This is a genomic window from Actinoplanes sp. NPDC049681 (assembly GCF_044465265.1).
Lineage (GTDB): Bacteria > Actinomycetota > Actinomycetes > Mycobacteriales > Micromonosporaceae > Actinoplanes.
The window spans coordinates 158,991-180,953 of sequence record NZ_JBITLP010000004.1 but is presented as its reverse complement, the minus strand read 5'-3'; the positions used below and the strand labels follow the sequence as shown (position 1 = coordinate 180,953).

Below are 21,963 nucleotides of genomic sequence, written 5' to 3'. Positions count from 1 at the left end.
CTGCGACAAGGAGACGGCATGCACCGGCCACGATGGGGTGTCGCCCTGTTATCTGTGAGCCTCGTAGCGGCGGCCGCGGCCGTCGCCACCGGCGGCGCAGCCCAAGCGGCAGCGGCCGCCTCATTCCGGTCCTCCTTCGAGGCCGACGATCCCCAGCCGGCCTGGACGGACACGGTCGAGGACGACCGCAGCAGCGGCGTCGACGGCACCGTGGTCGTCGGCATGCCGGGCAGCCTGCGCCAGCACGTCACCGCGATCGCGGCGAACGCCCAGCCCAACCCCAACGAGGGCGTGAGCAACCTCAACGACGGCGACGCGGCCACGAAGTGGCTCGTCGACACCCCGACCAGCTGGGCGCAGTACACGCTCGACGCCCCCGCCACGGTGGTGAAGTACGCCCTCACCTCGGCCAACGACGCCCCCGAGCGGGACCCGCGGGACTGGACGCTGGAGGGCTCCGCGGACGGCACGACCTGGACCCCGGTCGACTCGCAGACCGGGCAGACGTTCGACCAGCGGTTCCAGACGAAGACCTACACGGTCGCGCACCCGGCGTCGTTCCCGCTCTACCGCCTGACCATCACGGGCCACCCGTCGGGCAACCTCACCCAGCTCGCCGACCTCGAGCTCGCCGACGCCAACGTCACCACGCCGCCGGCCGGGCCGATGCAGAGCCGGATCGGCAACGGCCCGGCCAGCTCCCCCACCGCCAAGGCCGGCGTCGGCTACACCGGGCTCAAGGCGTTCCAGATCGCCGGGCGGCACACGGCCGAGGGCCACGCCTACTCCTACAACAAGGTCTTCGACGTCGACGTGGCGGTCACCGCGGACACCGAGTTGTCGTACCTGGTGCTGCCCGAGTTCAACCGCGACGACCTGAGCAACCCGGCCACGTACACGGCGGTCGACCTGGCGTTCACCGACGGCACGTACCTGTCGGATCTCCACGCCGTCGACCAGCACGGTGTCGTGCTCAGCCCCGCCGCGCAGGGCGCCTCGAAGACGCTCTACACCGCGCAGTGGAACAAGCGGACCGCCCGCATCGGCAAGGTTGCCGAGGGCAAGACGATCGACCGGATCCTGGTCGGCTACGACAAGCCGGACGGCCCCACGAGCTTCCGGGCCTGGTTCGACGACATCACCATCGCGCAGGTCGAGCCGGCGCGGCCCAAGGCCCACCTCTCCGAGTACGCCGAGACCAGGCGCGGCACCCAGTCGTCGGGCGACTTCTCCCGCGGCAACAACTACCCGGCGACCGCCGTCCCGCACGGCTTCAACTTCTGGACCCCGGTGACCAACGCCGGCTCCACCTCGTGGCTGTACGAGTACCACCGCCAGAACAACGCGGCCAACCGCCCGACGCTGCAGGCGTTCTCCACGAGTCACGAGCCCAGCCCGTGGATGGGCGACCGGCAGACGTTCCAGGTCATGCCCTCCGCCGCCACCGGCACCCCCGACGCCAGCCGCGCCAACCGGGCGCTCGCCTTCGGGCACGAGAACGAGGTCGCAAAGCCGTACTACTACGGCGTTACGTTCGACAACGGCATCAAGACGGAGCTGGCACCCACCGATCACGCGGCGCTGTTCCAGTTCACGTTCACCGGCGACAGCTCGAACCTCGTCTTCGACAACGTCGACAGCAGGTCGGGGCTGACCATCGACGCGGCCAACCGTACGGTGACCGGCTGGTCCGACGTCAACAGCGGCGGCCTCTCCGCCGGCTGGACACGGATGTTCCTCTACGCCACCGTCGACGCACCGATCACGGCGAGCGGCATGCTGCCTGCCGGCAACCGCCCCTCGACCGGCTATGTCAAGGTGGACACCGCGCAAGACAAGACCGTGAAGCTGCGCATGGCGACGTCGCTGATCAGCGTGGCCCAGGCCAAGCACAACCTGGAGCTCGAGGTGCCCGGCGACGCCACGCTGGCTTCGATCCGGGACAAGGCGCAGGCCGCCTGGGACGCCAAGCTCGGCACCGCCGAGGTGGAGGGCGCCTCCGAGGACCAGCTCGTCACCCTCTACTCCAACATGTACCGGCTGTTCCTCTATCCGAACTCGGCCTTCGAGAACACCGGCACCGCGGAGAACCCCACCTACAAGCACACCGTCCAGTCGGCCGTCACCAGCCCGGCCAGCTCGCCGACGGAGACCGGAGCACCGGTCAAGGACGGCAAGGTGTACGTCAACAACGGCTTCTGGGACACCTACCGCACCACCTGGCCGGCGTACTCGCTGCTGACTCCGGACGCGGCCGGCGAGATGGTCAACGGCTTCGTCCAGCAGTACAGGGACGGCGGCTGGATCTCCCGGTGGTCGTCGCCCGGCTACGCCAACCTGATGGTGGGCACCAGCTCGGACGTCGCATTCGCCGACGCGTACCTGAAGGGCGTGCCGGGCATCGACGCCGAGACGGCCTACCAGGCCGCGGTGAAGAATGCGACCGTCACCCCGCCGAACCAGAACGTGGGCCGCAAGGGCCTGGCCACGTCGATCTTCAAGGGTTACACCCCGAGCGACGTCACGGGCGAGGCGATGTCGTGGGCCATGGACGGCTACATCAACGACTTCGGCATCGCCAACATGGCCGCGGCGCTGGCGAAGAAGGGCGGCCCCAGGGCACAGGAGTACGCCGAGCAGGCTGAGTACTTCCGCAACCGGGCCCTGAACTACGTGAACATGTTCGACCCGTCGGTGGAGTTCTTCCAGGGCAAGGACTCCGCGGGCAAGTGGCGCAACCCGCCGTCGACCTACGACCCGCGGGTCTGGGGTTACGACTACACCGAGACCGACGGCTGGAACATGGCGTTCCACGTGCCGCAGGACGGTCAGGGGCTGGCCAACCTCTACGGCGGCAAGGACCAGCTCGCCAAGAAGCTCGACACGTTCTTCGCCACGCCGGAGACGGCCGGCTTCCCCGGCTCGTACGGCGGCACGATCCACGAGATGCTCGAGGCCCGCGACGTCCGGATGGGCCAGTGGGGCTTCAGCAACCAGCCGTCGCACCACATCCCCTACATGTACGACTACGCGGGCCGGCCGGCCAAGACCCAGAAGATCATCCGCGAGGCGCTGTCCCGGCTCTACCTGGGCAGCGAGATCGGGCAGGGCTACCCCGGCGACGAGGACAACGGCGAGATGAGCGCCTGGTACGTGTTCAGCTCGCTCGGCTTCTACCCCCTGCAGATGGGCAGCCCCGCCTACGCGATCGGCTCGCCGCTCTTCACCAAGGCGACGATCAATCTGCCCGGCGGCAAGAAGATCGTGATCAACGCACCGGACAACAGCGCGAAGAACGTCTACGTGCAGTCTCTCAAGGTCAACGGGAAGGCCTACACGTCGACCTCGCTGCCCCACTCGCTGCTCGCCGACGGCGCGGTGCTGGACTTCGCCATGGGTCCGGAGCCGTCCGCCTGGGGCACGGACGCCGACGCGGCGCCACCGTCGATCACGACCGGGGACGCCGTGCCCAGCCCGCTGCGGGATCTGACCGGCCCCGGCAAGGGAACGGCGTCCGATCCGGCGCTGGTCGACGACACGTCCGACACCCGCGCGGCCGTCTCCTCGTGGCAGTACCAATTCGCGAGCGGCGGGGAGCAGGCCGACTACTACACCCTCACCTCGGGTGTGGTGCCCGGCGATCCGAAGGCGTGGAAGCTTTCCGGCTCCTACGACGGCACGACCTGGACGACGATCGACGAGCGGGCCGACCAGACGTTCGACTGGCGGCTGCAGACGAAGCCTTACAAGATCACCAAGCCGGGCCGCTACTCGCACTACAAGCTCGACGTGACGGCGAACAGCGGCGAGGCGAGCACGACGCTTGCCGAGATCGAACTGCTCGGCAAGCCGGCTCCGGCCTGCACCACCACGATCGCCGACAAGGTGGTCGGCGCGGTCTCGGTGAAGTCGGGTGTCACCTGCATCAAGGACGGCGCGACCGTGACCGGCCTGGTCACGGTCTCCAAGGGCGCCTCGCTCTTCGTCTCCGAGGCAACCCTGCGCGCGGCGGTCACCGCGACCGGCGCGGGCACGGTCTCGCTGCTGCACGCCACGGTCAACGGGCCGGTCACGGTGACCGGCTCGGGCCCGGTCCTGCTCGAGGGGTCCACCATCAAGGGCGCCGTGACGCTGCTGCACAACGGCACGGCGACCGTCGTCGCGGCCGACACGGTGAACGGCCCCCTGACCTGCTCCGGCAACCAGCCGGCGCCGGTGAACAACGGGCTGCACACCTCCGGCACGGGCGTCCGCCTGGGCCAGTGCGCCAGGATCTGATGAATTCTCGAACACGTGTTCGATCGTATGGCCGAATGATGCGGAAGATTCTGACGATCTGCTGACCGATGAGCGCCGCGGTCCCGGCGGGACCGCGGCGCTCCGATCGTCGACCTAGGGTGGAGACATGTCCGACGATGATCTGTGGTCCGCCGTCGTCGCGGCCGACCTGTGCACCCTCGCCACCATCAAGAGGGACGGCCGGCCGCAGCTGTCCGACGTCAACTACACCGCCGACCCTGCGACCCGGATCCTGCGCACCTCGACCAGGGCTTCCCTCGCCAAGGTCCACAACCTGCGCCGTGACCCGCGGGCGACGCTGCGGGTCGGCCCGCCGGGCGGCGGATACGTCGTCGCCGAGGCCACCGCGTCGTTCTCACCGGCCGCGGCGGACGAGCACGACGCGACCGTCGAGGAGCTGATCGAGGTCTACCGTCTCATCGGCGGAAAGGAGCACCCGGACTGGGCGGATTACCGCCGGGCGATGGTGGCCGACGGGCGGTTGGTGCTGCGGTTGAAGGTCGAGCGCCTCTACGGCTGGCTCATGCCCTGACCGGCGCATGACCGAGGCGGGACTCGTCGACGCCGACGCCTCCTTCCCGATCACCGGGTCGGCTTGCGATCAGTTGGAAGCGGCCACCGTCAACCAGATCCAAGAACGGCTGGTCAGCGCCGATCCGGCCCCGGCGAGGAGATCGAGGAGCATCTCGCCAACGTCGCGGCCGGAGTTCTCGGCCTTGCCACGTCGCCGATGGTCGCGGCCTGGGGCCGAAAACCCGACGGTCGCGGCCTACGGCCGAAACCCGAGGGTCGCGGCCTACGGCGAAAACCGACGGTCGCAGCCGGAGGCGGAAGCCCGACGGTCGCAGCCGGAGGCGGAAGCCCGACGGTCGCGGCCGAAAGCCGACGGTCGCGGCCGGAGGCCCGAACCCGACAGTCGCAGCCTGGGCGGAAGCCCGACGGCCGTGGCCGGAGGCCGAATCCCGACGGTCGTGGCCGGAGGCCGAAACCCGACGGTCGCGGCCGGAGGCCGAAACCCGACGGCCGTGGCCGGAGGCCGAAACCCGACAGTCGCAGCCTGGGCGGAAGCCCGACGGTCGTGGCCGGAGGCCGAAACCCGACGGTCGCAGCCTGGGACGGAAACCGGAGTGACCACGCGGGATTCAGCCGCGGCGGCGATCCGGAGGGAGCAGGAACCGAGCCAGCACCGCGGCGTGATTGCGGTCGTGTGCCGCCCTGGCGCCGTACAGCAGGGTCACCACCGGATGCTGCGCACCGATCTCCCGCAGCTCGTCCACCGCCGGGTTGTCCTCGAGCTCGGCCTCGTACCGCTCGGCGAACTCGTCGAAGCGCCCGGGCTCGGCATGGAACCAGTTGCGCAGGTCGGTGCTCGGTGCGACGTCCTTCAGCCACAGATCCACCCGGGCCCGCTGCTTCGACACTCCGCGTGGCCAGAGCCGGTCGACCAGCACCCGGAAACCGTCCTCGGGGGACGGCTCCTCGTGGACTCTCTTGACCACGAAGGCCATCAGCGACCTCCCACGGATTCCTGCAGCAGCGTCTGCAAGGCATCGCAGCAGCGGAGCAGCCGGCCCGCGATCTCGTTGAACATGTCCGGGTCCCGCCGTCCGCCGTCCTCGCGCCACAGGGCGCGCAGGGCGGCCTGGCTCAGGGCCAGCTGCGTAGCGGCCCCTTCGATGTGGGCGATGAACTGGTCGCGGTGGGCCGGCGGGGCGAACTCGGCCGATCCTCGGGCGGCCCGGAGCGGCTCGCCGGGGTGGGCGAAGACCGCCGCGGCGTCGCCTCCGGCCCGGTCGGCGCCGATCCACGCGAGCAGGTGTTCGAGCTCGGTGGCTGCCACGGTCATCCGGCCGATCGCCGTCAGGGTTTCTCCGGCCAGCCTCTGCACGCTCCGACCATACCGCTCCGGCCGGCTCAGACGAGCGTCACGGCGTACAGGTGGAAGCGGGGGTCGTCCGGCAGCGTGACGGACCGGATCTGTTTGCCGGCGGCGACGGGTAGCGAGGCCGCGAAGAGGTTCACCGGTGGTCCGTCCACTCCTTGTCCTGCCTTGATCCGGTGTGGCATGGAGAGTGCAACGGTCGTTCCGGGCGAGGGGCTGCCGCACCAGTCGGCGATCGTCAGGGTCGTGGGGGCCGACGTGCCGTCGGTGTAGCCGATGGTCAGCGCGGCGGTCACCGGACCGTTGTGGGTCGTGGCGATCAGTTTCACCGTGCTGTGGTCGCCGGCCGGCAGGAGCAGCGACTGGCCGCGGGCCTGGACGAAGTTCTTCGCCGTGCCGCTCGGGTCGGGCGCCTGGTACGTCACGCCGGCCCAGGTCACCGGGCCGGCCGGGGGCAGCAGGTCGGCGTCGTAGCTCCAGCCACCGCCGTCGAAGTCTCCCTCGGCGGGGGACGTGACGGTGGCCGTACCGTCGGTGTTGCGTTCGGACGAGAGATCGACCCGGCAGGTGTCGCCGTCGGTGACGCAGGTTGTCGGGGACACTACCGCGATGGTGGCGGTCCGCTTGACGGTATTCGCGGAAGGGGCGCCGACCTGCACTTCGATCGGGTACGCCCCCAGCGTCGCCCCGGCCGGAGCCTGCACGGTGACCGTGGCCGTCCTGCCGACCGGAAGGTGGCGGCTCACCAGGATCTTCGGCAGCTTCGGTGCGACCGTCACGGTCCAGCCCGCCGGTGCCGTCGCGGACACCCGCGGGGCGATCGCCAGCGGCGCCTGAGCGAGCACGTCGACCTCGAAGGTCGCCTTCTGCGGAGAAGCCGCACCGGCCGGCAGGACGGCGCTCGCCGGGCGCAGGGTCGCGTCGATGTGGGTGCGGCCGTCCGCCGGTGCCTGGTTCACCGACGGCGGCTCGGCGGCGACCGAGGTGCCCCACGAGGACGGTGTCGTGCCGACGGTGTGGGCGAGGGTGCCGCCCCGGGCGATCTGCGACCAGTCGACCCAGCTCTTGGCCAGGTTTCTGCCGTTCAGCCGGACCCGCTGGAGGTAGCGGCTGCTGTCCGAGACGCCCGGGGCGGTGATCGTGAGGGTGCCGCCGCCGGTCCGCACCCTGGCGGCCGGGAACTGGGGGCTGGAGACGGCGAGGAAGTTCGCGCCGCTCATGGTCGGGTAGAGGCCCAGCGACGAGAAGACGTACCAGGCGCTCATCGTGCCGAGGTCGTCGTTGCCGGTCATGCCGTCGGGGCCGGTGGTGAAGAGCGTCATCGCGGCCCGCACGACGGTCGCGGTCTTCGCCGGGTCACCCGCCCAGTGATACATGTACGGCGCCAGCAGGTCGGGTTCGTTGTTCGGGTTGTAGGTGGCCTTGGCGTAGTAGTCGTACGGGCTGGCGATCCACTCCGTACGCGCGGTGCCGGCCGGGTCGGTGAGCAGCTTGTCGTACGCGAAGAAGTCGTCGAGGCGCTGCTCGGTGGCCGCCCGGCCGCCCATCAGCTGCACGAGCCCGGCCGGGTCCTGCGGCACCAGCCACTGGTACTGGTACGCCCCGCCCTCGTGGAACTGCTCCGCCGCCGCGACCGGGTCGTACGGTGTCAGCCACGTACCGTCGACCGTCCGGGGCCGGAACTGCTTGATCGACGAGTCCCACAGGTTGCGGTACCACTGGCCACGCCCGGCGAACAGCTTCGCGTCGTCCGTCTTGCCGAGCCCCTGCGCCATCAGGGCCAGCGCGGCGTCGGCGGCGGCGTACTCGAGGGTCGCGGATGCGGGGTGGACGCAGTCGTTGTCGCCGCCCTTGTGCGCACAGTCCTTGCCCAGCACCAGCCCGGACGGGATGTAGCCGCGGTCGGCGTAGTACCCCTGTCCGGTGCGCCCGTTGTACGGCGAGTCCGCCGGCGGCTGCGCGGTGGCGTTCTTGCGCAGCAGCGCGTACGCCTCCTCCTCGTGCCCCGCCAGCAGCCCCTTCGACCAGGCCTCGACGAGGAACGGGGTGACCGGGTCGCCGGTCATGATGTTGGTCTCGCTGTTGGCCAGCGCCCACCGGGGCAGCCATCCCCCGTCGCGCCCGATCGCCACGACCGAGAGCGCGACGTCGCGGGCGACGTCCGGCGCCAGCAGCTCCAGCAGCTGGTTCTGCGGCCGGTACGTGTCCCACAACGAGAAGTTCTGGTACGGCGTGTAGCCGTCGGCGGTGTGCACGTGGCGGTCGAAGCCGACGTACCGGCCGTCGGCGTCGCCGGCGAGGTTCGGATGCAGCAGCGAGTGGTAGAGCGCGGTGTAGAACACGCCGCGCCGGTCGGCCGGACCGCCGTCGATCTCGATGCGGCCGAGCTCGTCCGCCCACGTGTCGCGCAGCTTGGCGCGGGTGGCGTCGAAGTCGTACGAGTCACCGGTCTCGGCGGCCAGGTTGTCGCGGGCGCCGTCCGCGCCGGTGTACGACAGCGCCACCTTGACGACCACGTCGCGGTCGGCCGTCGCGTCGAAGGTGACGTAGGCGCCGTTGCCGCCGCTGCCCGCCGCGTCGCGCGAGTCCCTGGTGATCGAGGAGCCGCGCCACGTACCGAACGCCGTGAACGGGCGGTCGAAGCTGGCGGTGAAGTAGACGGTGTGGTCGTCCTTCCCGGCGCAGAAGTTGCCCGCGTGGACGCGGCCCTCGACCGTGCGGTCACCGACGACGTGGATCTCGGAGTCGAAGACGGACTGGTTGGCCTTGCCGGTGTTGAACAGCACGTTGGCGGCCGCCGTGGCCGGGAAGGTGTAGCGCTGCCAGCCGGTGCGCGCGGTGGCGGTCAGCTCGGCCCGGGTCTGGTACTTCGACAGACCCACCCGGTAGTAGCCCGGCGACGCCTCCTCGTCGGCGTGCGAGTACGGCGACCGGTAGGCGGCCGGATCGACGGTGCTCACCTCGCCGGTGGTGGGCAGCATGGGCAGCTCGCCCGCCACGCCGCAGCCGACGCCGGAGAGGTGGGTCTGGCTGAAGCCGTAGATGCTGGTCTGCTGGTAGTCGTACCCGCCCTGCCCGCCGGTGTCCGGGCTGACCTGGACCATGCCGAACGGCGCGCTCGCGCCCGGGAAGGTGTTGCCGAAGTTCTGCGTGCCCACGAAGGGGTGCACGAGGTCGACCGGGGCCGGTTCGGCCGCAGCCGCCGGGCCGGCGTGCAGCACCGCAGTCGCCATGATCAGGGCGGTCGAGGCCGCAGAGAACCGACGGACCATGGAAAACCTCCGGTCAACGGCGTCATCGTCCGGTGACAACGTTGTCACGTTCCAGAGATCCGTGTCAATGCATAGCCGGTGAGCTGCCTTTTCGAGCGGCGGAAGTCCTCAAGTTCGGGCCCCGGCGACCCGATCACGGCACATGCGGCCGTCCCGTCCTGGGCCGGCGCTGGCAGACCGGAGATGCTGATGGCCCCCACCCCGCTGGCGCCGGACGCGCTGCGCCCGTGGGCTCGCCTGTGCATCGCGGTGGCCGTGACGGTGGGGATGTTCGGGCTGGTCCTCAGCACCGGCGCGGGCGGCCCGAAGATTGCCGAGACGATCTCCAACCTGGGCCTGTGCGCCGCGGCGATCTGCGCGGCGGTCGTCTGCCTTCTGCGGGCGACGACCCTGCGGGGACGCGCGCGGGCCGGATGGGGACTGATCGGCCTCGGCGTACTCTCCTGGGGCCTCGGCCAGGCATACGGCGTCTGGATGTACGTGTTTGCCGGCTTCCAGCCGCTACCCTCGCCGGCGGACATCGGCTACCTCGGCATGGTGGTGCTCGCGCCGGCCGGCCTGCTGGCACTCCCGGTCGCCAGCCAGGGCGTCGCCAACCGCGCGCGCAGCGTGCTCGACGGCCTCATGGTGGCCGCGGCGCTCATGCTCATCTCGTGGATCTTCGTCGTGGACCCGCTCATCACGGCCGGTGGCGACAGCGTCCTGGCGCTCTCCGTGAGCCTCGCCTATCCGCTGGGCGACGTGGTCATCGTGACGATCGTCGTCTACATGCTGGCCCTGCAGCGCCGCCGCGGGCACAACTTCGGCCACCTCGTGCTGGTCGGTGCCGGCAGCGTGGCATTCGCGGCCTCCGACATCGGGTACGCCTACCTGCACCTGATCGACGCGTACGTGGCGGGCGGGCCCACCGACATCGGCTGGTTCGCGGGCTTCTGCCTCATCCTCCTCGCCGCCGCTCGCCCCGTCGCACCGGGCGCGTCCGGCGCCGCGGCGCCCGGCGACACCGGACAGCCGTTCGGCGTGCTGCTGCCCTACGTGGCGGTGCTCGCCGCCCTGGTCACCAGCGGGGTGTGGTTCGCGCGGACCGGGCAGAGCGGCGCGTTCGTCGCGTACACGTCCTCGTCCCTGATGCTCTTCATGGTCGGACGCCAGCTGCTCACCCTGCTGGAGAACCGCAACCTGACGCGCGGCCTCGAGGTCCGCGTCGCCGAGCGCACCGCCGAGCTGTACGCCAGCGAGCAGCGCTTCCAGGCCCTCGTCCAGCACAGCTCGGACGTGGTGACCGTGGTGGGCATCGATTCCGAGGTGCTGTACCAGAGCGAATCCGTGAAGCGCGTCTTCGGATTCCCGGCGCACGTGATCACCGGCCGCCGCCTCACGAGCGTCTTCGACCCGGAGAGCGCCGCGCGCCTCGCCGACGCCCTGCGGTCGGTCAGCAGTCGCCCGTACGCGAGCACGGTCCTGGAATTGACCCTGCGCCACCGCGACCGCCGGCAACGTCAGGCCGAGATCACCATCACCAACCTGCTCACCGACGCGAACGTCGGCGGCCTGGTGCTGAACACCCGCGACATCAGCGAGCGCAAGGAGCTGCAGGAGCAGCTGGTGCACGAGGCGTACCACGACGCGCTCACCCAGCTCGCCAACCGTGCGCTCTTCCGCGAGCGGGTCGCCGAGGCGCTCGATAACCGCGGCGCCGACGACGTCACCGTGCTCTTCCTGGACCTCGACGGGTTCAAGGAGGTCAACGACAGCCTGGGCCACCTCGCCGGCGACAAGCTGCTGGTCCAGGTCGCCGACCGGCTCCGCGAGGCGGTCCGCGACGGCGACACCGTGGCCCGCTTCGGCGGCGACGAATTCGCCGTGCTCATCCGCTCCGAGCTCGGCGCGCGCGACGCCGAGGGCGTGGCGCAGCGCATCGTCGACGGCCTGCACGAGCCGTTCCACATCGACGAGCGGGAGCTGCACGTACGCGGCAGCATCGGGCTCGCGGCCTACGCGGATCTCGGCGGTGACGAGCACGAGGACGCCGCCGAGCAGCTCATGCGCAACGCCGACCTGGCCATGTACCGGGCCAAGACGAGTGGCGGCAGCGGCTTCGCGGTCTACGACCCGCAGATGCTGGCCGGCCTCGTGGAGCGCCTGGAGCTCGAGGCCGACCTGCGCATGGCGCTGACCCGCGGCGAACTGGAGGTGCACTACCAGCCGACCATCGACATGGTGGACAGCCGCGTCGTGGGATTCGAGGCGCTGGTGCGCTGGCGGCACCCGGTCCGCGGACTGATCTCGCCGATGTCGTTCATCCCGCTCGCCGAGGCCACCGGCCTGATCGTGCCGCTCGGCCGCTGGGTGCTCACCGAGGCCTGCCGTCAGACCATGGAGTGGGCGCGGCGCAGCGGGCAGCCGCCGGTGAAGATGGCCGTGAACGTCTCGGTCCGCCAGTTCGACCGCAGCGATCTGGCCGCGGTGGTCCGCGAGGTGCTGACCGAGACCGGCATGCCGGCCGACAAGCTCTGCCTCGAGATGACCGAGAGCGTGCTGATGACCGACACCGAGGAGAACCTCGCCCAGCTCGTCAGCCTGAAGGCGCTCGGGGTGACCCTGGCGATCGACGACTTCGGCACCGGCTACTCGTCCCTGGCGTACCTGCGCCGGTTCCCGGTGGACACGCTGAAGATCGACCGCTCGTTCGTCGAGCGCCTCGGCGAGCAGACCGACGACGCGGCCCTGGCCAGCACGATCGTCCAGCTCGGCCAGAGCCTCGGCATGTCGACCGTGGCCGAGGGCATCGAGGAGTACGGCCAGCTCGCGGCTCTGCGCGCGATGGGCTGCACGTTCGCCCAGGGCTTCTACTTCTCCCGCCCGGTACCCGCCGGAGAAGCCGGCCGCCTGCTGCTGGAGGGCGCCGGCGTCAGCCCGTCCGCATGACCCGCCGCCCGGTCGTGAGACCGGGCGGTGGCGCTTGATCAGGACCAGCTCAGCTTTCCCGGGGGATGGCCACAGCTGATGCGGGTAAGCAAGAGCCCGTGACCACGCCCCGCCTCACCGCCTCAGGACCGGCCCGCGACGCCCGCGCGGTCGTCCTGTTCCTGCACGGAGGCAGCGAGACCAGCACAGCGCCGGCGCGCCGCGGCATGGCGTATCTGCGGATGGTCCCGTTCGTCCGGGCCGTGGCCTCCGAGCTGCACGGCCGCGACGTCGCCACCTGGTTGCTGCGGTACCGCGTACGGGGGTGGAACGGCTCCGCCGAGGATCCCGTGGTCGACGGCCGGTGGGCGCTTCACGAGGCGCGGCGGCGGCATCCCGGGGCTCCCGTGGTGCTGGTGGGCCACTCCATGGGCGGGCGGGTCGCACTGCGGCTGGCCGGGGAGCCGGACGTGGTGGGTGTCTGCGCGCTGGCGCCGTGGCTGGAGGCCGGGGAGCCGGAGCCGCGGCCGGGGGCGCAGGTGCTGATCGCCCACGGTGCCGCCGATCGGGTGACCAGCCCCGCGGCTTCCGCCGTGTACGCCGCCCGGATCGGCGCGTCGTTCGTGCCGGTGCCGGGTGAGACCCACGCGCTGCTGCGCCGGCCGCTGTTCTGGACGCGGCTCGTCACGGGGTTTGTCGCCGAGGCGCTGGGCGCCCGGTCGGCCGCGCGCTGATCTCCGAGATTCCGGGCGCCGCCACCTGGAGCACGATGAGAAAGCGCTTCCCGGGCGCCTAGCAGGCATTGACACCCGTTAACAGGACGTTCACAGTGGCCTACGAGGGAGCGCTTTCCCAGCCTCCCCATCCCCATCCCCCTCACTTCTTGATTCCCCGCAAGGAGGACTTCCGCATGAGCTCCGCTCCCGTCCGAAGTAGCGGCCGGATCCGCATGGCCGCCCTCTGCGCCTCACTCCTGGCCCTGCTCGCCGCCTACCTCGTCGCCTCGGTGAGCGACGCGGCCGCCGCCGAGGTGGTCGTCTCGCAGGGCAAGCCCACCACCGCGTCGTCCGACGAGTGGGCCGGCACCCCGGCCTCCGCCGCCACCGACGGCAACACCGGCACGCGCTGGTCCAGCCAGTTCTCCGCGAGCCAATGGATCAAGGTGGACCTCGGCTCGGCCATGGCGGTCAGCCGGGTCGACCTGAACTGGGAGGCGGCGTACGCCACGGCGTTCACCGTTCAGTTCTCCACCGACGGCACCACCTTCACCAACGCCACGAGCGCCCTCCGCGGGAACGTGGGCGCACAGACCATCCCGGTCACCGGCACCGCCCGCTACGTGCGGCTGAACCTCACCGAGCGGGCCCTGCCCATGTACGGCTACTCGCTGTGGGAGTTCCAGGTGTACGCCGGCGGCAGCAGCGACCCGGTCCTGCTCTCGTACGACAAGCCCGGCCTGGCCTCCAGCGAGCAGAACGACGTCAACTGCAACCCGTGCACCGCGGCGAAGGCCTTCGACCTCGACCCGGCCACCCGCTGGGCCACCAGCTCGACCACGGGCTGGGTGGACCCGGGCTGGATCTCCGTCGACCTGGGCGCCACCGCGCAGATCAGCCGGGTGGAACTTCAGTGGGATCCGGCGTACGCGACCGCGTACAAGATCCAGGTCTCTCCGGACGCGAAGACCTGGACCGACATCTACTCCACGACGACCGGCAAGGGTTTCAAGGAGGTCCTCACCGTCTCCGGCTCGGGACGGTACGTCCGGATGTACGGCACCGCCCGCTCCGGCCCCTACGGCTATTCGCTGTACGACTTCAACGTCTACGGCACCGGCGGCGCGCCGAACACCCCGCCCACCAGGCCCGCCGACCCGGTGTTCCCGGCGACGCGGCTGGTGTTCCAGGACGAGTTCAACGACCCGGCCGGCACCAGGCCCAACCCGGCGAAATGGACGTACGACCCGGGCTACCCGCAGAACGGCGAGATCCAGTACTACACCGAGGACAGCAACAACGCGCAGACGAACGGCCAGGGGCAGCTGGTGATCGAGGCCCGCCGGGAGACCGTCAACGGCCGCGACTACACCTCGGCCCGGATGAACACCGGCACCAAGTTCCACGTCCAGTACGGCCGCGTCGAGGCGCGTATCAAGGTGCCGAAGGGCAACGGGCTGTGGCCGGCGTTCTGGATGATGGGCGCCGACTTCCTCACCGGGCGGCCGTGGCCGTACAACGGCGAGGTCGACATCATGGAGGTCCTGGGCCGCAACACGAGTGAGGCGTACTCGACGTTGCACGCGCCGCAGTACAACGGTGCCGGCGGCTACGGCCAGAAGTACGCCACGGTGGACCTGTCGCAGGACTTCCACGTGTGGGCGGCCGAGTGGGACAGCAAGGGCATCAAGTTCCTGCTCGACGGCAACCAGGTCTTCTACGCCAGCAAGGCCACCGTCGAGGCGACCCGCGGGCCGTGGATCTTCGACCACCCCTTCTACATCATCCTGAACCTCGCGGTCGGCGGCGACTTCCCCGGTCCCATCGACGCCTCCACTCCCTTCCCCGCCCGGATGCTCGTCGACTACGTCCGCGTCTACCAGTGAGGATTCCGATGCGCAAAGGAAGCCTGATCGTGGTCGCGGTCCTGACCGCTTACCTTGCCATCACCCAGGTCGGTGCCGGCGCCGCGGACGGCCTGCTCTCCCAGGGGGGTACGGCCACCGCATCGTCCACCGAGTCCGCCGCGTTCCCCGCCTCGAACGCCGTCGACGGCAACCCGGGGACCCGCTGGTCCAGCGCCTTCAGCGACCCGCAGTGGTTGCGGATCGACCTGGGTGGCACCGCTACCGTCTCGTCGATCGTGCTGGACTGGGAGGCCGCGTACTCGAAGACCTTCAACCTGCAGATCTCCGCCGACGGCTCGACGTGGACGAATCTCAAGGCCGGCGTCGCCGGCACCGGCGGCCGGCAGACCGTCGCCGTCGCCGGCTCCGGTCGCTACGTGCGGCTCGAGTCCCTCGCCCGAGCCACCCAGTGGGGCGTCTCGCTCACCGAATTCCAGGTATACGGGACGAGCGGCGGCCCGACCATCCCGCCGGGCGCCGTACGGGTGGCGGAATTCCTCGCCGACTGCCCGTTCAGTCACCGGTTGCCGGACGACCCGATCGTGTTCCCGAACATGCCCGGCGCCTCGCACATGCACAGCTTCTTCGGCAGCGAGGTGACCAACGCCGCCACGACGGTGACCGACCTGGTCGACGCGAACAGCAACTGCAACCCGTCGATCGACAAGTCGTCGTACTGGATCCCGACCTTCTCCCACAACGGCGTCCCGGTGGAGCCGACCACGGGCGTCTTCTACTACCTCGGCGAGGGCGTCAGCGACGCCCTGATCGCCCAGACCCAGCCGTTGCCGTTCGGCCTGCGCATCGTGGCCGGCAACGCGCGGGCCACCGGTCCGGACGACAACACGATCTCCCGCTGGTCCTGCCTGCACGCGGGCGAGGTGGGATCCTCGCACGACTTCGTGACCTGCCCGCCCGGCTCGATGCTGGAGTCGTACCTGGACTTCCCGCATTGCTGGGACGGAGTGCACCTGGACTCGCCGGACCACAAGAGCCACATGGCGTACCCGGTGAACAACGCCTGCCCGGCCACCCACCCGGTGGTCGTGCCGAAGCTGCGCCAGGTCATGCGCTATCCCGTCAGCGGGAACCCGGCCGGCTTCCGGCTCGCCTCCGGTGCCGGGTACACCATGCACGGCGACTTCTTCAACGCGTGGCCGGTGGAGGAGATGGCACGGCGGGTGAACGACTGCATCCGCGTCATCGTGAAGTGCGGTACGGACGGACGTCCCTGACATGGCCGTACCCGCCGCCGGGGCTGCACGTGGCACCGGCGGCGGGGGGCTGGAGAGCGCTCTCTGTGAGATCAAGGCCGGTGCTATAACAGAGCCCATGAGCACCCGGGCCGGTCGCGGCGGTCAGAACCCCACGATGGACCAGGTCGCCGAGGCCGCCGGGGTGTCCCGGGCCACGGTGTCGCGGGTCATCAACGGCGCACCGACCGTCGACGCCCGGATCCGCGAGATGGTGGAGCGGGCGATCGCCGAGACCGGCTACGTGCCGAACGTCGCGGCCCGTTCGCTGGTCACCCGCAAGTCCAACTCGGTCGCGCTGGTCATCTCCGAGCCCGACCGGCCGTACGACTCCTCGTTCCTCAACCGGATCTTCACCGACCCCTACTTCGGCCGGATCACCGCCGGAGCCACCGCCGCGCTGCGACCGCACGACATTCACCTGGTGATCATCCCCACCGACTCGACCGATCACCACCACGTGCTGCGCTACCTGCGGCAGGGCCACGTCGACGGTGTGCTGCTGATCAGCAGCCACGAGCAGGACCCGCTCCCCCGCCAGGTGCACGACCTCGGCATCCCGGCGGTCGTGTCGGCCCGGCCCGCCACGCCGCTGGCGACCAGCTTCGTCGACGTCGACCAGCGGCTCGGCGCCCGGCTCGCCGCCGAGCGCCTGCTGTCCCGGGGCTGCCGGCGGCTCGCCACCATCAGCGGGCCGCTGGACATGCCGGCCGCGCTGGACCGGCTCGACGGCTTCCGTTCGTACCTCGCCGACCAGGGCTTTCCCGGCGTACCGATGGTCGAGGGCGACTTCACCCGCCACGGCGGGGAGGAAGGCGCGCGGCGCCTGCTGGCCGACCACCCGGACATCGACGGCCTCTTCGTCGCCAGCGACCTGATGGCGGAGGGGGCGCTGCGGGCGGTGCAGGATCTCGGCCGGCGCGTCCCGGACGACGTGGCTGTGGTCGGCTTCGACGACAGCAGCGCGGCGCTCGACTGCCGGCCGCTGCTCACCACGATCCGCCAGCCGGTCGAGGACATGGCGGCCGAGATGGCGGAGGTGCTCATGGCGCACATCGCCGCCCCGGGCCGGCTGCCCCGGTCGGTCACCTTCCAGCCCACGCTGGTGGTCCGCGAGTCCGCCTGATCACCGCGTACCGGGATAGGCCACCATGACCGCGTGGGCGACCTCCTGATCAATCTTCTCGCCAGCGTGATCGCCGGCACCGCGGTGTGGCTGGCACAGTTCGCCATCCGGCGGCGCCGGCTCGACCGGGAACGCGCTTTCTTCGGCCTGGCCGACGGCGCCACCTGCCTGCTGGTCACCTCCCGGCACTTCGCCTCGCCCAGCACCGAGAGCGTGCACCGCCGTGACGTCGCCGCCCTGGTGGAGCTGACCACGCTGGCCCGGGAGTGCGGCGCCCGCGCGGACCTGGTCGGCGGCAGCGACCTGCGGCACGAGCTCGGGCGGATGACGGAATTCTGTGTGGGCGGCCCGTCGGCGAACCCGCGCACGGCCGTCCACCTGCGCACCGCCCTGCCCGGCGTCGACTACGCGGGTCTGTCCTTCACCGTCGGCGGCGAGAAGTATGTGAACACCACCGAGCACCGCTACGCCGTCCTGGCCCGCTTCCGGCCGCCGTCCGGGGCCCGGCCGGTGTTCCTCCTCGGCGGACTCAGCTCCGACGGGAACCTGGCAGCCGCCCGCCACCTGGCCCACCACCACCGCGGTCTCCAGCGGGAGCACGGCGACGAACGGCCGTTCTGTCTCGTCCTGCGCGTACGCGAACCCGACGCGTACGGCACCGACTTCACCGAGGTAGCCGCCGACGTGAGCGACGTCGCGTTCACCGCGCCCGCGACGGGTGAAGACTGAGGGCATGGACATCCTCGTCGCCGGCGGCCACGGCAAGGTCGCGCTCCGCCTCCTCAAGCTCCTCGCCGCCGGGGGCCACACCGCCCGGGGGCTCGTCCGGTCCCCGCAGCACGCCGACGACCTGCGGGCCGTGGGGGCCGTACCCGTGCTCGGCGACCTGGAGCGGGATGCGTCGCTGGACGCGTACCTGAAAGGCATCGACGCCGTGGTGTTCGCCGCCGGCGCCGGGCCGGGAAGCGGACCCGAGCGCAAGCGGACGGTCGATCTGGGTGGCGCGGTCAAGCTGGCGGACGCGGCGATCTCGACCGGGGTACGCCGCTACGTGATGGTCTCGTCGATCGGAGCCGACCGGCCGGAGTCGGCGGGCGACGCGATGCGGCCCTACCTGCTGGCCAAGGCGGAGGCCGACGACTACGTCCGCGCCTCGGGCCTGGACGCCACCATCGTGCGCCCGGGATCGCTGACCGACTCCCCGGGCACCGGCCTGGTACGCGTCACCCGCGAGCTCGGCGGCCGCGGTCCCGTCCCCCGCGACGATGTGGCCGCGGTGCTGGCCCACGTCCTGGCGACGCCCGCGACGATCGGGCTGACGTTCGAGCTCTTCGGCGGTGACACGCCCATCCCCGACGCGATCGCGGCTCTGTGAGTAGCCTCCGCTTATGGGCACAACGGGGGAAACACTGACGAGCGGCAACGAAGCGCTCTACGAGGCCGCGTTCCGGACCGGTGATTACGCCGAGGCGGAGGCGACCTTCACCGGCCTGCTGGCGCAGGCCCGCGAGTCCGGCGACCGCGCGCTCGAGGCGGCCGCCCTGGACCGGCTCGGCATGCTCGCTCACTTCCGGGCGCTGGAGCGCGACCTCGCGCACGCGGACGCCGAGACCGAGCAGCGCCTCTTCGAGGAGGCGCTGAGCATCCGCCGGGAGATCGGCGACGCGGCCGGCACGGCGGAGTCGCTGTTCGGCCTCGGGCTCGTGCACCAGGTGCTGCGCGGCGACTGGGACACGGCGATGCCGTATTACCGCGAGGCCCTCGAGCTGGCGGAGAAGCACGGCGACCTGCTCCTGCGCTCCGAGGTGCACCGGCACATCGGCTTTTACCACACGACGAGCGACCTGCAGTCGGATCTCGCCCTGCACCACCTCAAGATCTCCCACGACCTGCGCGCCGAGCTCGGCGACCCGCGCTGGATCCCCGGGGGCACGGTGGCGCTGGGCCTCGCCGAGCTGGCCGACGGGCTGCGGGAGCAGGGGCTCGCCCACGTACGCCAGGCCCTCCAGCAGGCCCGCGACGCCGGGCTGAGCCCGCAGCGCATCGGCTGGATCGAGCATTTCCTCGAGGAGGCCTCCCTATCGGCAGCTGCCGATGATTGAAAGCAAGCGGGTTGGGGAAACCGCGCCACGTGCTCAAACGAATCTTGATCGCGGTGCTGCTGGCCGGGCTGGCCGGCTGCTCGTCGGTGAGCGAACGCGGTGACGCCGCTGCCGACGTGGCGCTGCGACTACTGACGGCCGTCGAGAGCAAGGACGGGGCGGCCGCCTGCGCCACCCTGGCCCCGGACACCCTCGCCGAGGTCGAGGAGTCCGCCGGGCAGTCCTGCTCGCAGGCGATCCTCGACGAGGACCTGCCTTCGCCCGGCACGGTGACCGGCACCGACGTCTACGGCCAGGTGGCCCAGGTCCGGCTCACCGACGACACCCTCTTCCTCGCCGCCTTCCCCGGCGGATGGCGCGTCCTCGCGGCCGGTTGCACGTCCCGCGGCGACCAGCCGTACAACTGTTCCGTGCAGGGAGGCTGACGATGCGCGCGCTGTTCATCCTGGTGCTCGTCGTGGTCACGGCCGGGCTCGCCTACTTCATCACGCTGGGGGTGCTGCACCGGTGAAGCGCTTCGTCAAGGAGAACGCCCTCGGACTCACCTTCGGGCTGCTGTTCCTCGTGGTGCTGGTCGGGCAGGCGTTCGCCGGCCTGGCCGACTTCAACCAGCAGCAGCTGACCGCGGGACTGCCGGAGATCTCACTCGGCCGCTACATCACCTCGGCCAGCTTCGCCGCGGACGTGGCGGAGAACTGGCAGTCGGAGTACCTGCAGTTCTTCCTCTTCATCTTCCTGACCGTGTGGCTGGTCCAGAAGGGTTCCCCCGAGTCGAAGAACCTCGACAAGGTCGGCCGGGAGTCGGAGAAGGACCAGAAGATCGGCCCGTACGCCGAACCGGACTCGCCGAAGTGGGCCCGCGCCCGCGGGTTCAAGCTCTTTCTCTTCTCGAACTCGCTCGGCTTCGTCATGGGCGCCATCTTCGTGGTGTCCTGGCTCGCGCAGTTCATCGCCGGCCGGGCGGCCTTCAACGAGGAGCAGCTGCGCAACCTCGAGGACCCGATGAGCCCGGGGCAGTACCTCGTGGCGCCCGACTTCTGGAACCGCACCCTGCAGAACTGGCAGTCCGAACTGCTCGCGGTCGCGTCGATGGCCATCCTCGCCATCTATCTGCGCCAGCGGGGCTCGACGCAGTCCAAGCCGGTCGGCACCTCGCACACCGCGACCGGGGTGGAGGGCTGACGGCCCGGGCGGGTGGCGGCCCGGCCCGAACCCGCCGGCGCGCTACTTCGTGAGCAACCGCCCGACGCTCGCGGCTCCGTCCTCGCCGAGGGCGGCACGCAGCGCCGCGGCGGTCTGCTCCGGTGTCATGCCGCCGGAACCGATCGCGTCCAGCGCCGTACGCGCGCTGACCTGCGGCGACACCGGCCCGGGAGCCGTCTTGGCGAGGGCGTCCACCGCGGCCTGAAGCTCGTCGATCCGGTCCCGGATCTGGTAGCCGAGGATGGACGCGACGATCGCCCGGTTCAGCGCCCACGCGGCCCCGACCGTCGGGTTGCCGGCAGCGTCCGCCCCCGGATTGGCGATGCCCCCGGCCGGAACCTTCCCATGGGCGTCCTTGCCGGGGTCGTACGCCAGCACCGCGCGGGCCAGGGCCTCCCGGCCGGCGGCGCTGCGCGCCCACTCGGTCATCCAGGCGGTGAACTCGCTCTTGGTCACGTCGTCTGCCTCCAGCAATCCCCAGGCGCGGGTGTCACGTTCCTGGGCGGTCGTATAACGCGCGGAGAAATGCGCGTGCTCGGTGTGGGCGCTCGCGCCCGTGTACCTGCGGGCCGTCCAGCCCCAGGACCGGGACCAGATGCGGCGGTTGTAGATGACGTTCTGCAGCCGGTTGTCGCGGCCCTCGCGGTGCCGGGTGACGATGATCTCCACACACTTGGTCATCGTCCAGCCAGGCTTGCGCAGATCGTCGTCCACGTCGATGGCGTGGACCTCGTTCTTGTGGTCGCTGTCCTCGTACGGCGTCCGGCCGGTCTCGTCGGGGTTGTGGTCCGACGAGCTCGCCGAGTGCGACGTGTCGCCGATGGAACCGTCCGAGGCCTTGTCGCGGCCCGGGGCCAGCCGGTTGAACTCGTTACGCAGGGAGACCAGGCAGGGCACCAGAATCCAGCTGGCCATCCGGTTCCTCCTCCCAGGGATCGGCGACGGGCTCACCGGCGTACTGCTCGGCGGGCCCGGGATCGTGCGCCGAGGCGTACTGTTCGCCCTCGGCGACGTCCTGCTCGCTCAGCGGATCCTGCCGCTGCGGGCGGGGCGGGTCGGTCATACGGTCGTACTCCTTCGATCGGATCGGACCGGTTGGTCCGATGATGGCGCGATTTCGGGGCGCGTGAGTACCCCCACGGAGGGACCGCGATTCCGGTTCACCCGTCGATCCCCACTTTCTGAGGAATTCCGGACCGATGCGCCGGACCGTCATGGCGAGGTCACGCCGTGATCACCGTGGTCGGTCGAGCCGCGCTCGGTGGCCCGGTCTGCGGTGCCGCAGTACGGTGGCCG

17 protein-coding genes are annotated in these 21,963 nt (G+C 70.8%); 12 read left to right on the top strand and 5 right to left on the bottom strand.

Going from position 1 to position 21,963, the window contains the following annotated elements; genetic code table 11:
• The first annotated feature begins 18 nt into the window (after positions 1-18).
• On the top strand, positions 19-4,278 hold the full coding sequence (locus ACIBO8_RS15230) for a GH92 family glycosyl hydrolase (RefSeq protein ID WP_396115806.1): 4,260 nt from the start codon (positions 19-21) through the stop codon (positions 4,276-4,278).
• A 127-nt stretch (positions 4,279-4,405) separates the two neighbouring features.
• Positions 4,406-4,831 carry a PPOX class F420-dependent oxidoreductase gene (locus tag ACIBO8_RS15225; protein ID WP_396115805.1) on the top strand — a complete coding sequence of 142 codons (426 nt, stop codon included), beginning with the start codon at positions 4,406-4,408 and terminating at the stop codon, positions 4,829-4,831.
• 610 nt (positions 4,832-5,441) lie between these two features.
• On the opposite strand, the gene ACIBO8_RS15220 is transcribed toward ACIBO8_RS15225, so the two are convergent.
• From ACIBO8_RS15220 to ACIBO8_RS15210, 3 genes are read right to left on the bottom strand one after another with little or no spacing between them, the layout of a single operon-like run.
• Entirely contained in the window at positions 5,442-5,807 is a 366-nt protein-coding gene (locus tag ACIBO8_RS15220) for a DUF488 domain-containing protein (protein ID WP_396115804.1), read from the bottom strand.
• Entirely contained in the window at positions 5,807-6,187 is a 381-nt protein-coding gene (locus tag ACIBO8_RS15215; RefSeq protein WP_396115803.1) for a hypothetical protein, read from the bottom strand. Before ACIBO8_RS15215 ends, ACIBO8_RS15220 begins: the two co-directional genes overlap by 1 nt.
• Before the next feature lie 26 nt (positions 6,188-6,213).
• Positions 6,214-9,453 (bottom strand): GH92 family glycosyl hydrolase, encoded by a 3,240-nt coding sequence (locus tag ACIBO8_RS15210; RefSeq protein WP_396115802.1) that lies wholly within the window; start codon positions 9,451-9,453, stop codon positions 6,214-6,216.
• A 189-nt stretch (positions 9,454-9,642) separates the two neighbouring features.
• On the opposite strand from ACIBO8_RS15210, the gene ACIBO8_RS15205 reads away from it, so the two are divergent.
• From ACIBO8_RS15205 to ACIBO8_RS15160, 10 genes are all read left to right on the top strand, one after another.
• Positions 9,643-12,381, top strand: a complete 2,739-nt coding sequence (locus ACIBO8_RS15205) for a putative bifunctional diguanylate cyclase/phosphodiesterase (protein ID WP_396115801.1) — start codon at positions 9,643-9,645, stop codon at positions 12,379-12,381.
• 98 nt (positions 12,382-12,479) lie between these two features.
• Positions 12,480-13,094 carry an alpha/beta hydrolase gene (locus tag ACIBO8_RS15200; protein WP_396115800.1) on the top strand — a complete coding sequence of 205 codons (615 nt, stop codon included), beginning with the start codon at positions 12,480-12,482 and terminating at the stop codon, positions 13,092-13,094.
• A gap of 176 nt (positions 13,095-13,270) precedes the next feature.
• Positions 13,271-14,962 (top strand): discoidin domain-containing protein, encoded by a 1,692-nt coding sequence (locus ACIBO8_RS15195; RefSeq protein WP_396115799.1) that lies wholly within the window; start codon positions 13,271-13,273, stop codon positions 14,960-14,962.
• Between the two features lie 8 nt (positions 14,963-14,970).
• Positions 14,971-16,218 (top strand): DUF1996 domain-containing protein, encoded by a 1,248-nt coding sequence (locus ACIBO8_RS15190; protein WP_396115798.1) that lies wholly within the window; start codon positions 14,971-14,973, stop codon positions 16,216-16,218.
• Between the two features lie 97 nt (positions 16,219-16,315).
• On the top strand, positions 16,316-17,362 hold the full coding sequence (locus tag ACIBO8_RS15185) for a LacI family DNA-binding transcriptional regulator (protein WP_396115797.1): 1,047 nt from the start codon (positions 16,316-16,318) through the stop codon (positions 17,360-17,362).
• Between the two features lie 33 nt (positions 17,363-17,395).
• On the top strand, positions 17,396-18,091 hold the full coding sequence (locus ACIBO8_RS15180) for a hypothetical protein (protein ID WP_396115796.1): 696 nt from the start codon (positions 17,396-17,398) through the stop codon (positions 18,089-18,091).
• 4 nt (positions 18,092-18,095) lie between these two features.
• Entirely contained in the window at positions 18,096-18,737 is a 642-nt protein-coding gene (locus ACIBO8_RS15175) for an SDR family oxidoreductase (RefSeq protein ID WP_396115795.1), read from the top strand.
• Between the two features lie 13 nt (positions 18,738-18,750).
• Positions 18,751-19,464: a tetratricopeptide repeat protein gene (locus ACIBO8_RS15170; RefSeq protein ID WP_396115794.1), complete on the top strand. Its 714-nt coding sequence runs from the start codon at positions 18,751-18,753 to the stop codon at positions 19,462-19,464.
• 29 nt (positions 19,465-19,493) lie between these two features.
• Positions 19,494-19,889 carry a hypothetical protein gene (locus ACIBO8_RS15165; protein WP_396115793.1) on the top strand — a complete coding sequence of 132 codons (396 nt, stop codon included), beginning with the start codon at positions 19,494-19,496 and terminating at the stop codon, positions 19,887-19,889.
• Positions 19,890-19,971: 82 nt separating this feature from the next.
• Complete coding sequence (locus ACIBO8_RS15160) at positions 19,972-20,646, top strand: DUF6766 family protein (protein WP_396115792.1); 675 nt, start codon at positions 19,972-19,974, stop codon at positions 20,644-20,646.
• Positions 20,647-20,688: 42 nt separating this feature from the next.
• Here the strand turns inward: ACIBO8_RS15160 and ACIBO8_RS15155 are convergent, their stop codons facing one another.
• Both ACIBO8_RS15155 and ACIBO8_RS15150 read right to left on the bottom strand, forming a co-directional pair.
• The gene (locus tag ACIBO8_RS15155; RefSeq protein WP_396115791.1) at positions 20,689-21,582 is read right to left on the bottom strand and encodes a hypothetical protein; all 894 of its coding nucleotides are present in this window, start codon (positions 21,580-21,582) and stop codon (positions 20,689-20,691) included.
• Positions 21,539-21,730, bottom strand: a complete 192-nt coding sequence (locus tag ACIBO8_RS15150; RefSeq protein WP_396115790.1) for a hypothetical protein — start codon at positions 21,728-21,730, stop codon at positions 21,539-21,541. Before ACIBO8_RS15150 ends, ACIBO8_RS15155 begins: the two co-directional genes overlap by 44 nt.
• Between the last annotated feature and the right edge of the window lie 233 nt (positions 21,731-21,963).

Bases quoted from the DNA above. Each gene is read 5' to 3' on its own strand.
- ACIBO8_RS15230 (WP_396115806.1), top strand. From the start codon at position 19: ATGCACCGGCCACGATGGGGTGTCGCCCTGTTATCTGTGAGCCTCGTA.
- ACIBO8_RS15225 (WP_396115805.1), top strand. From the start codon at position 4,406: ATGTCCGACGATGATCTGTGGTCCGCCGTCGTCGCGGCCGACCTGTGC.
- ACIBO8_RS15220 (WP_396115804.1), bottom strand. From the start codon at position 5,807: ATGGCCTTCGTGGTCAAGAGAGTCCACGAGGAGCCGTCCCCCGAGGAC.
- ACIBO8_RS15210 (WP_396115802.1), bottom strand. From the start codon at position 9,453: ATGGTCCGTCGGTTCTCTGCGGCCTCGACCGCCCTGATCATGGCGACT.
- ACIBO8_RS15205 (WP_396115801.1), top strand. From the start codon at position 9,643: ATGGCCCCCACCCCGCTGGCGCCGGACGCGCTGCGCCCGTGGGCTCGC.
- ACIBO8_RS15195 (WP_396115799.1), top strand. From the start codon at position 13,271: ATGAGCTCCGCTCCCGTCCGAAGTAGCGGCCGGATCCGCATGGCCGCC.
- ACIBO8_RS15190 (WP_396115798.1), top strand. From the start codon at position 14,971: ATGCGCAAAGGAAGCCTGATCGTGGTCGCGGTCCTGACCGCTTACCTT.
- ACIBO8_RS15185 (WP_396115797.1), top strand. From the start codon at position 16,316: ATGAGCACCCGGGCCGGTCGCGGCGGTCAGAACCCCACGATGGACCAG.
- ACIBO8_RS15175 (WP_396115795.1), top strand. From the start codon at position 18,096: ATGGACATCCTCGTCGCCGGCGGCCACGGCAAGGTCGCGCTCCGCCTC.
- ACIBO8_RS15170 (WP_396115794.1), top strand. From the start codon at position 18,751: ATGGGCACAACGGGGGAAACACTGACGAGCGGCAACGAAGCGCTCTAC.
- ACIBO8_RS15155 (WP_396115791.1), bottom strand. From the start codon at position 21,582: ATGGCCAGCTGGATTCTGGTGCCCTGCCTGGTCTCCCTGCGTAACGAG.
- ACIBO8_RS15150 (WP_396115790.1), bottom strand. From the start codon at position 21,730: ATGACCGACCCGCCCCGCCCGCAGCGGCAGGATCCGCTGAGCGAGCAG.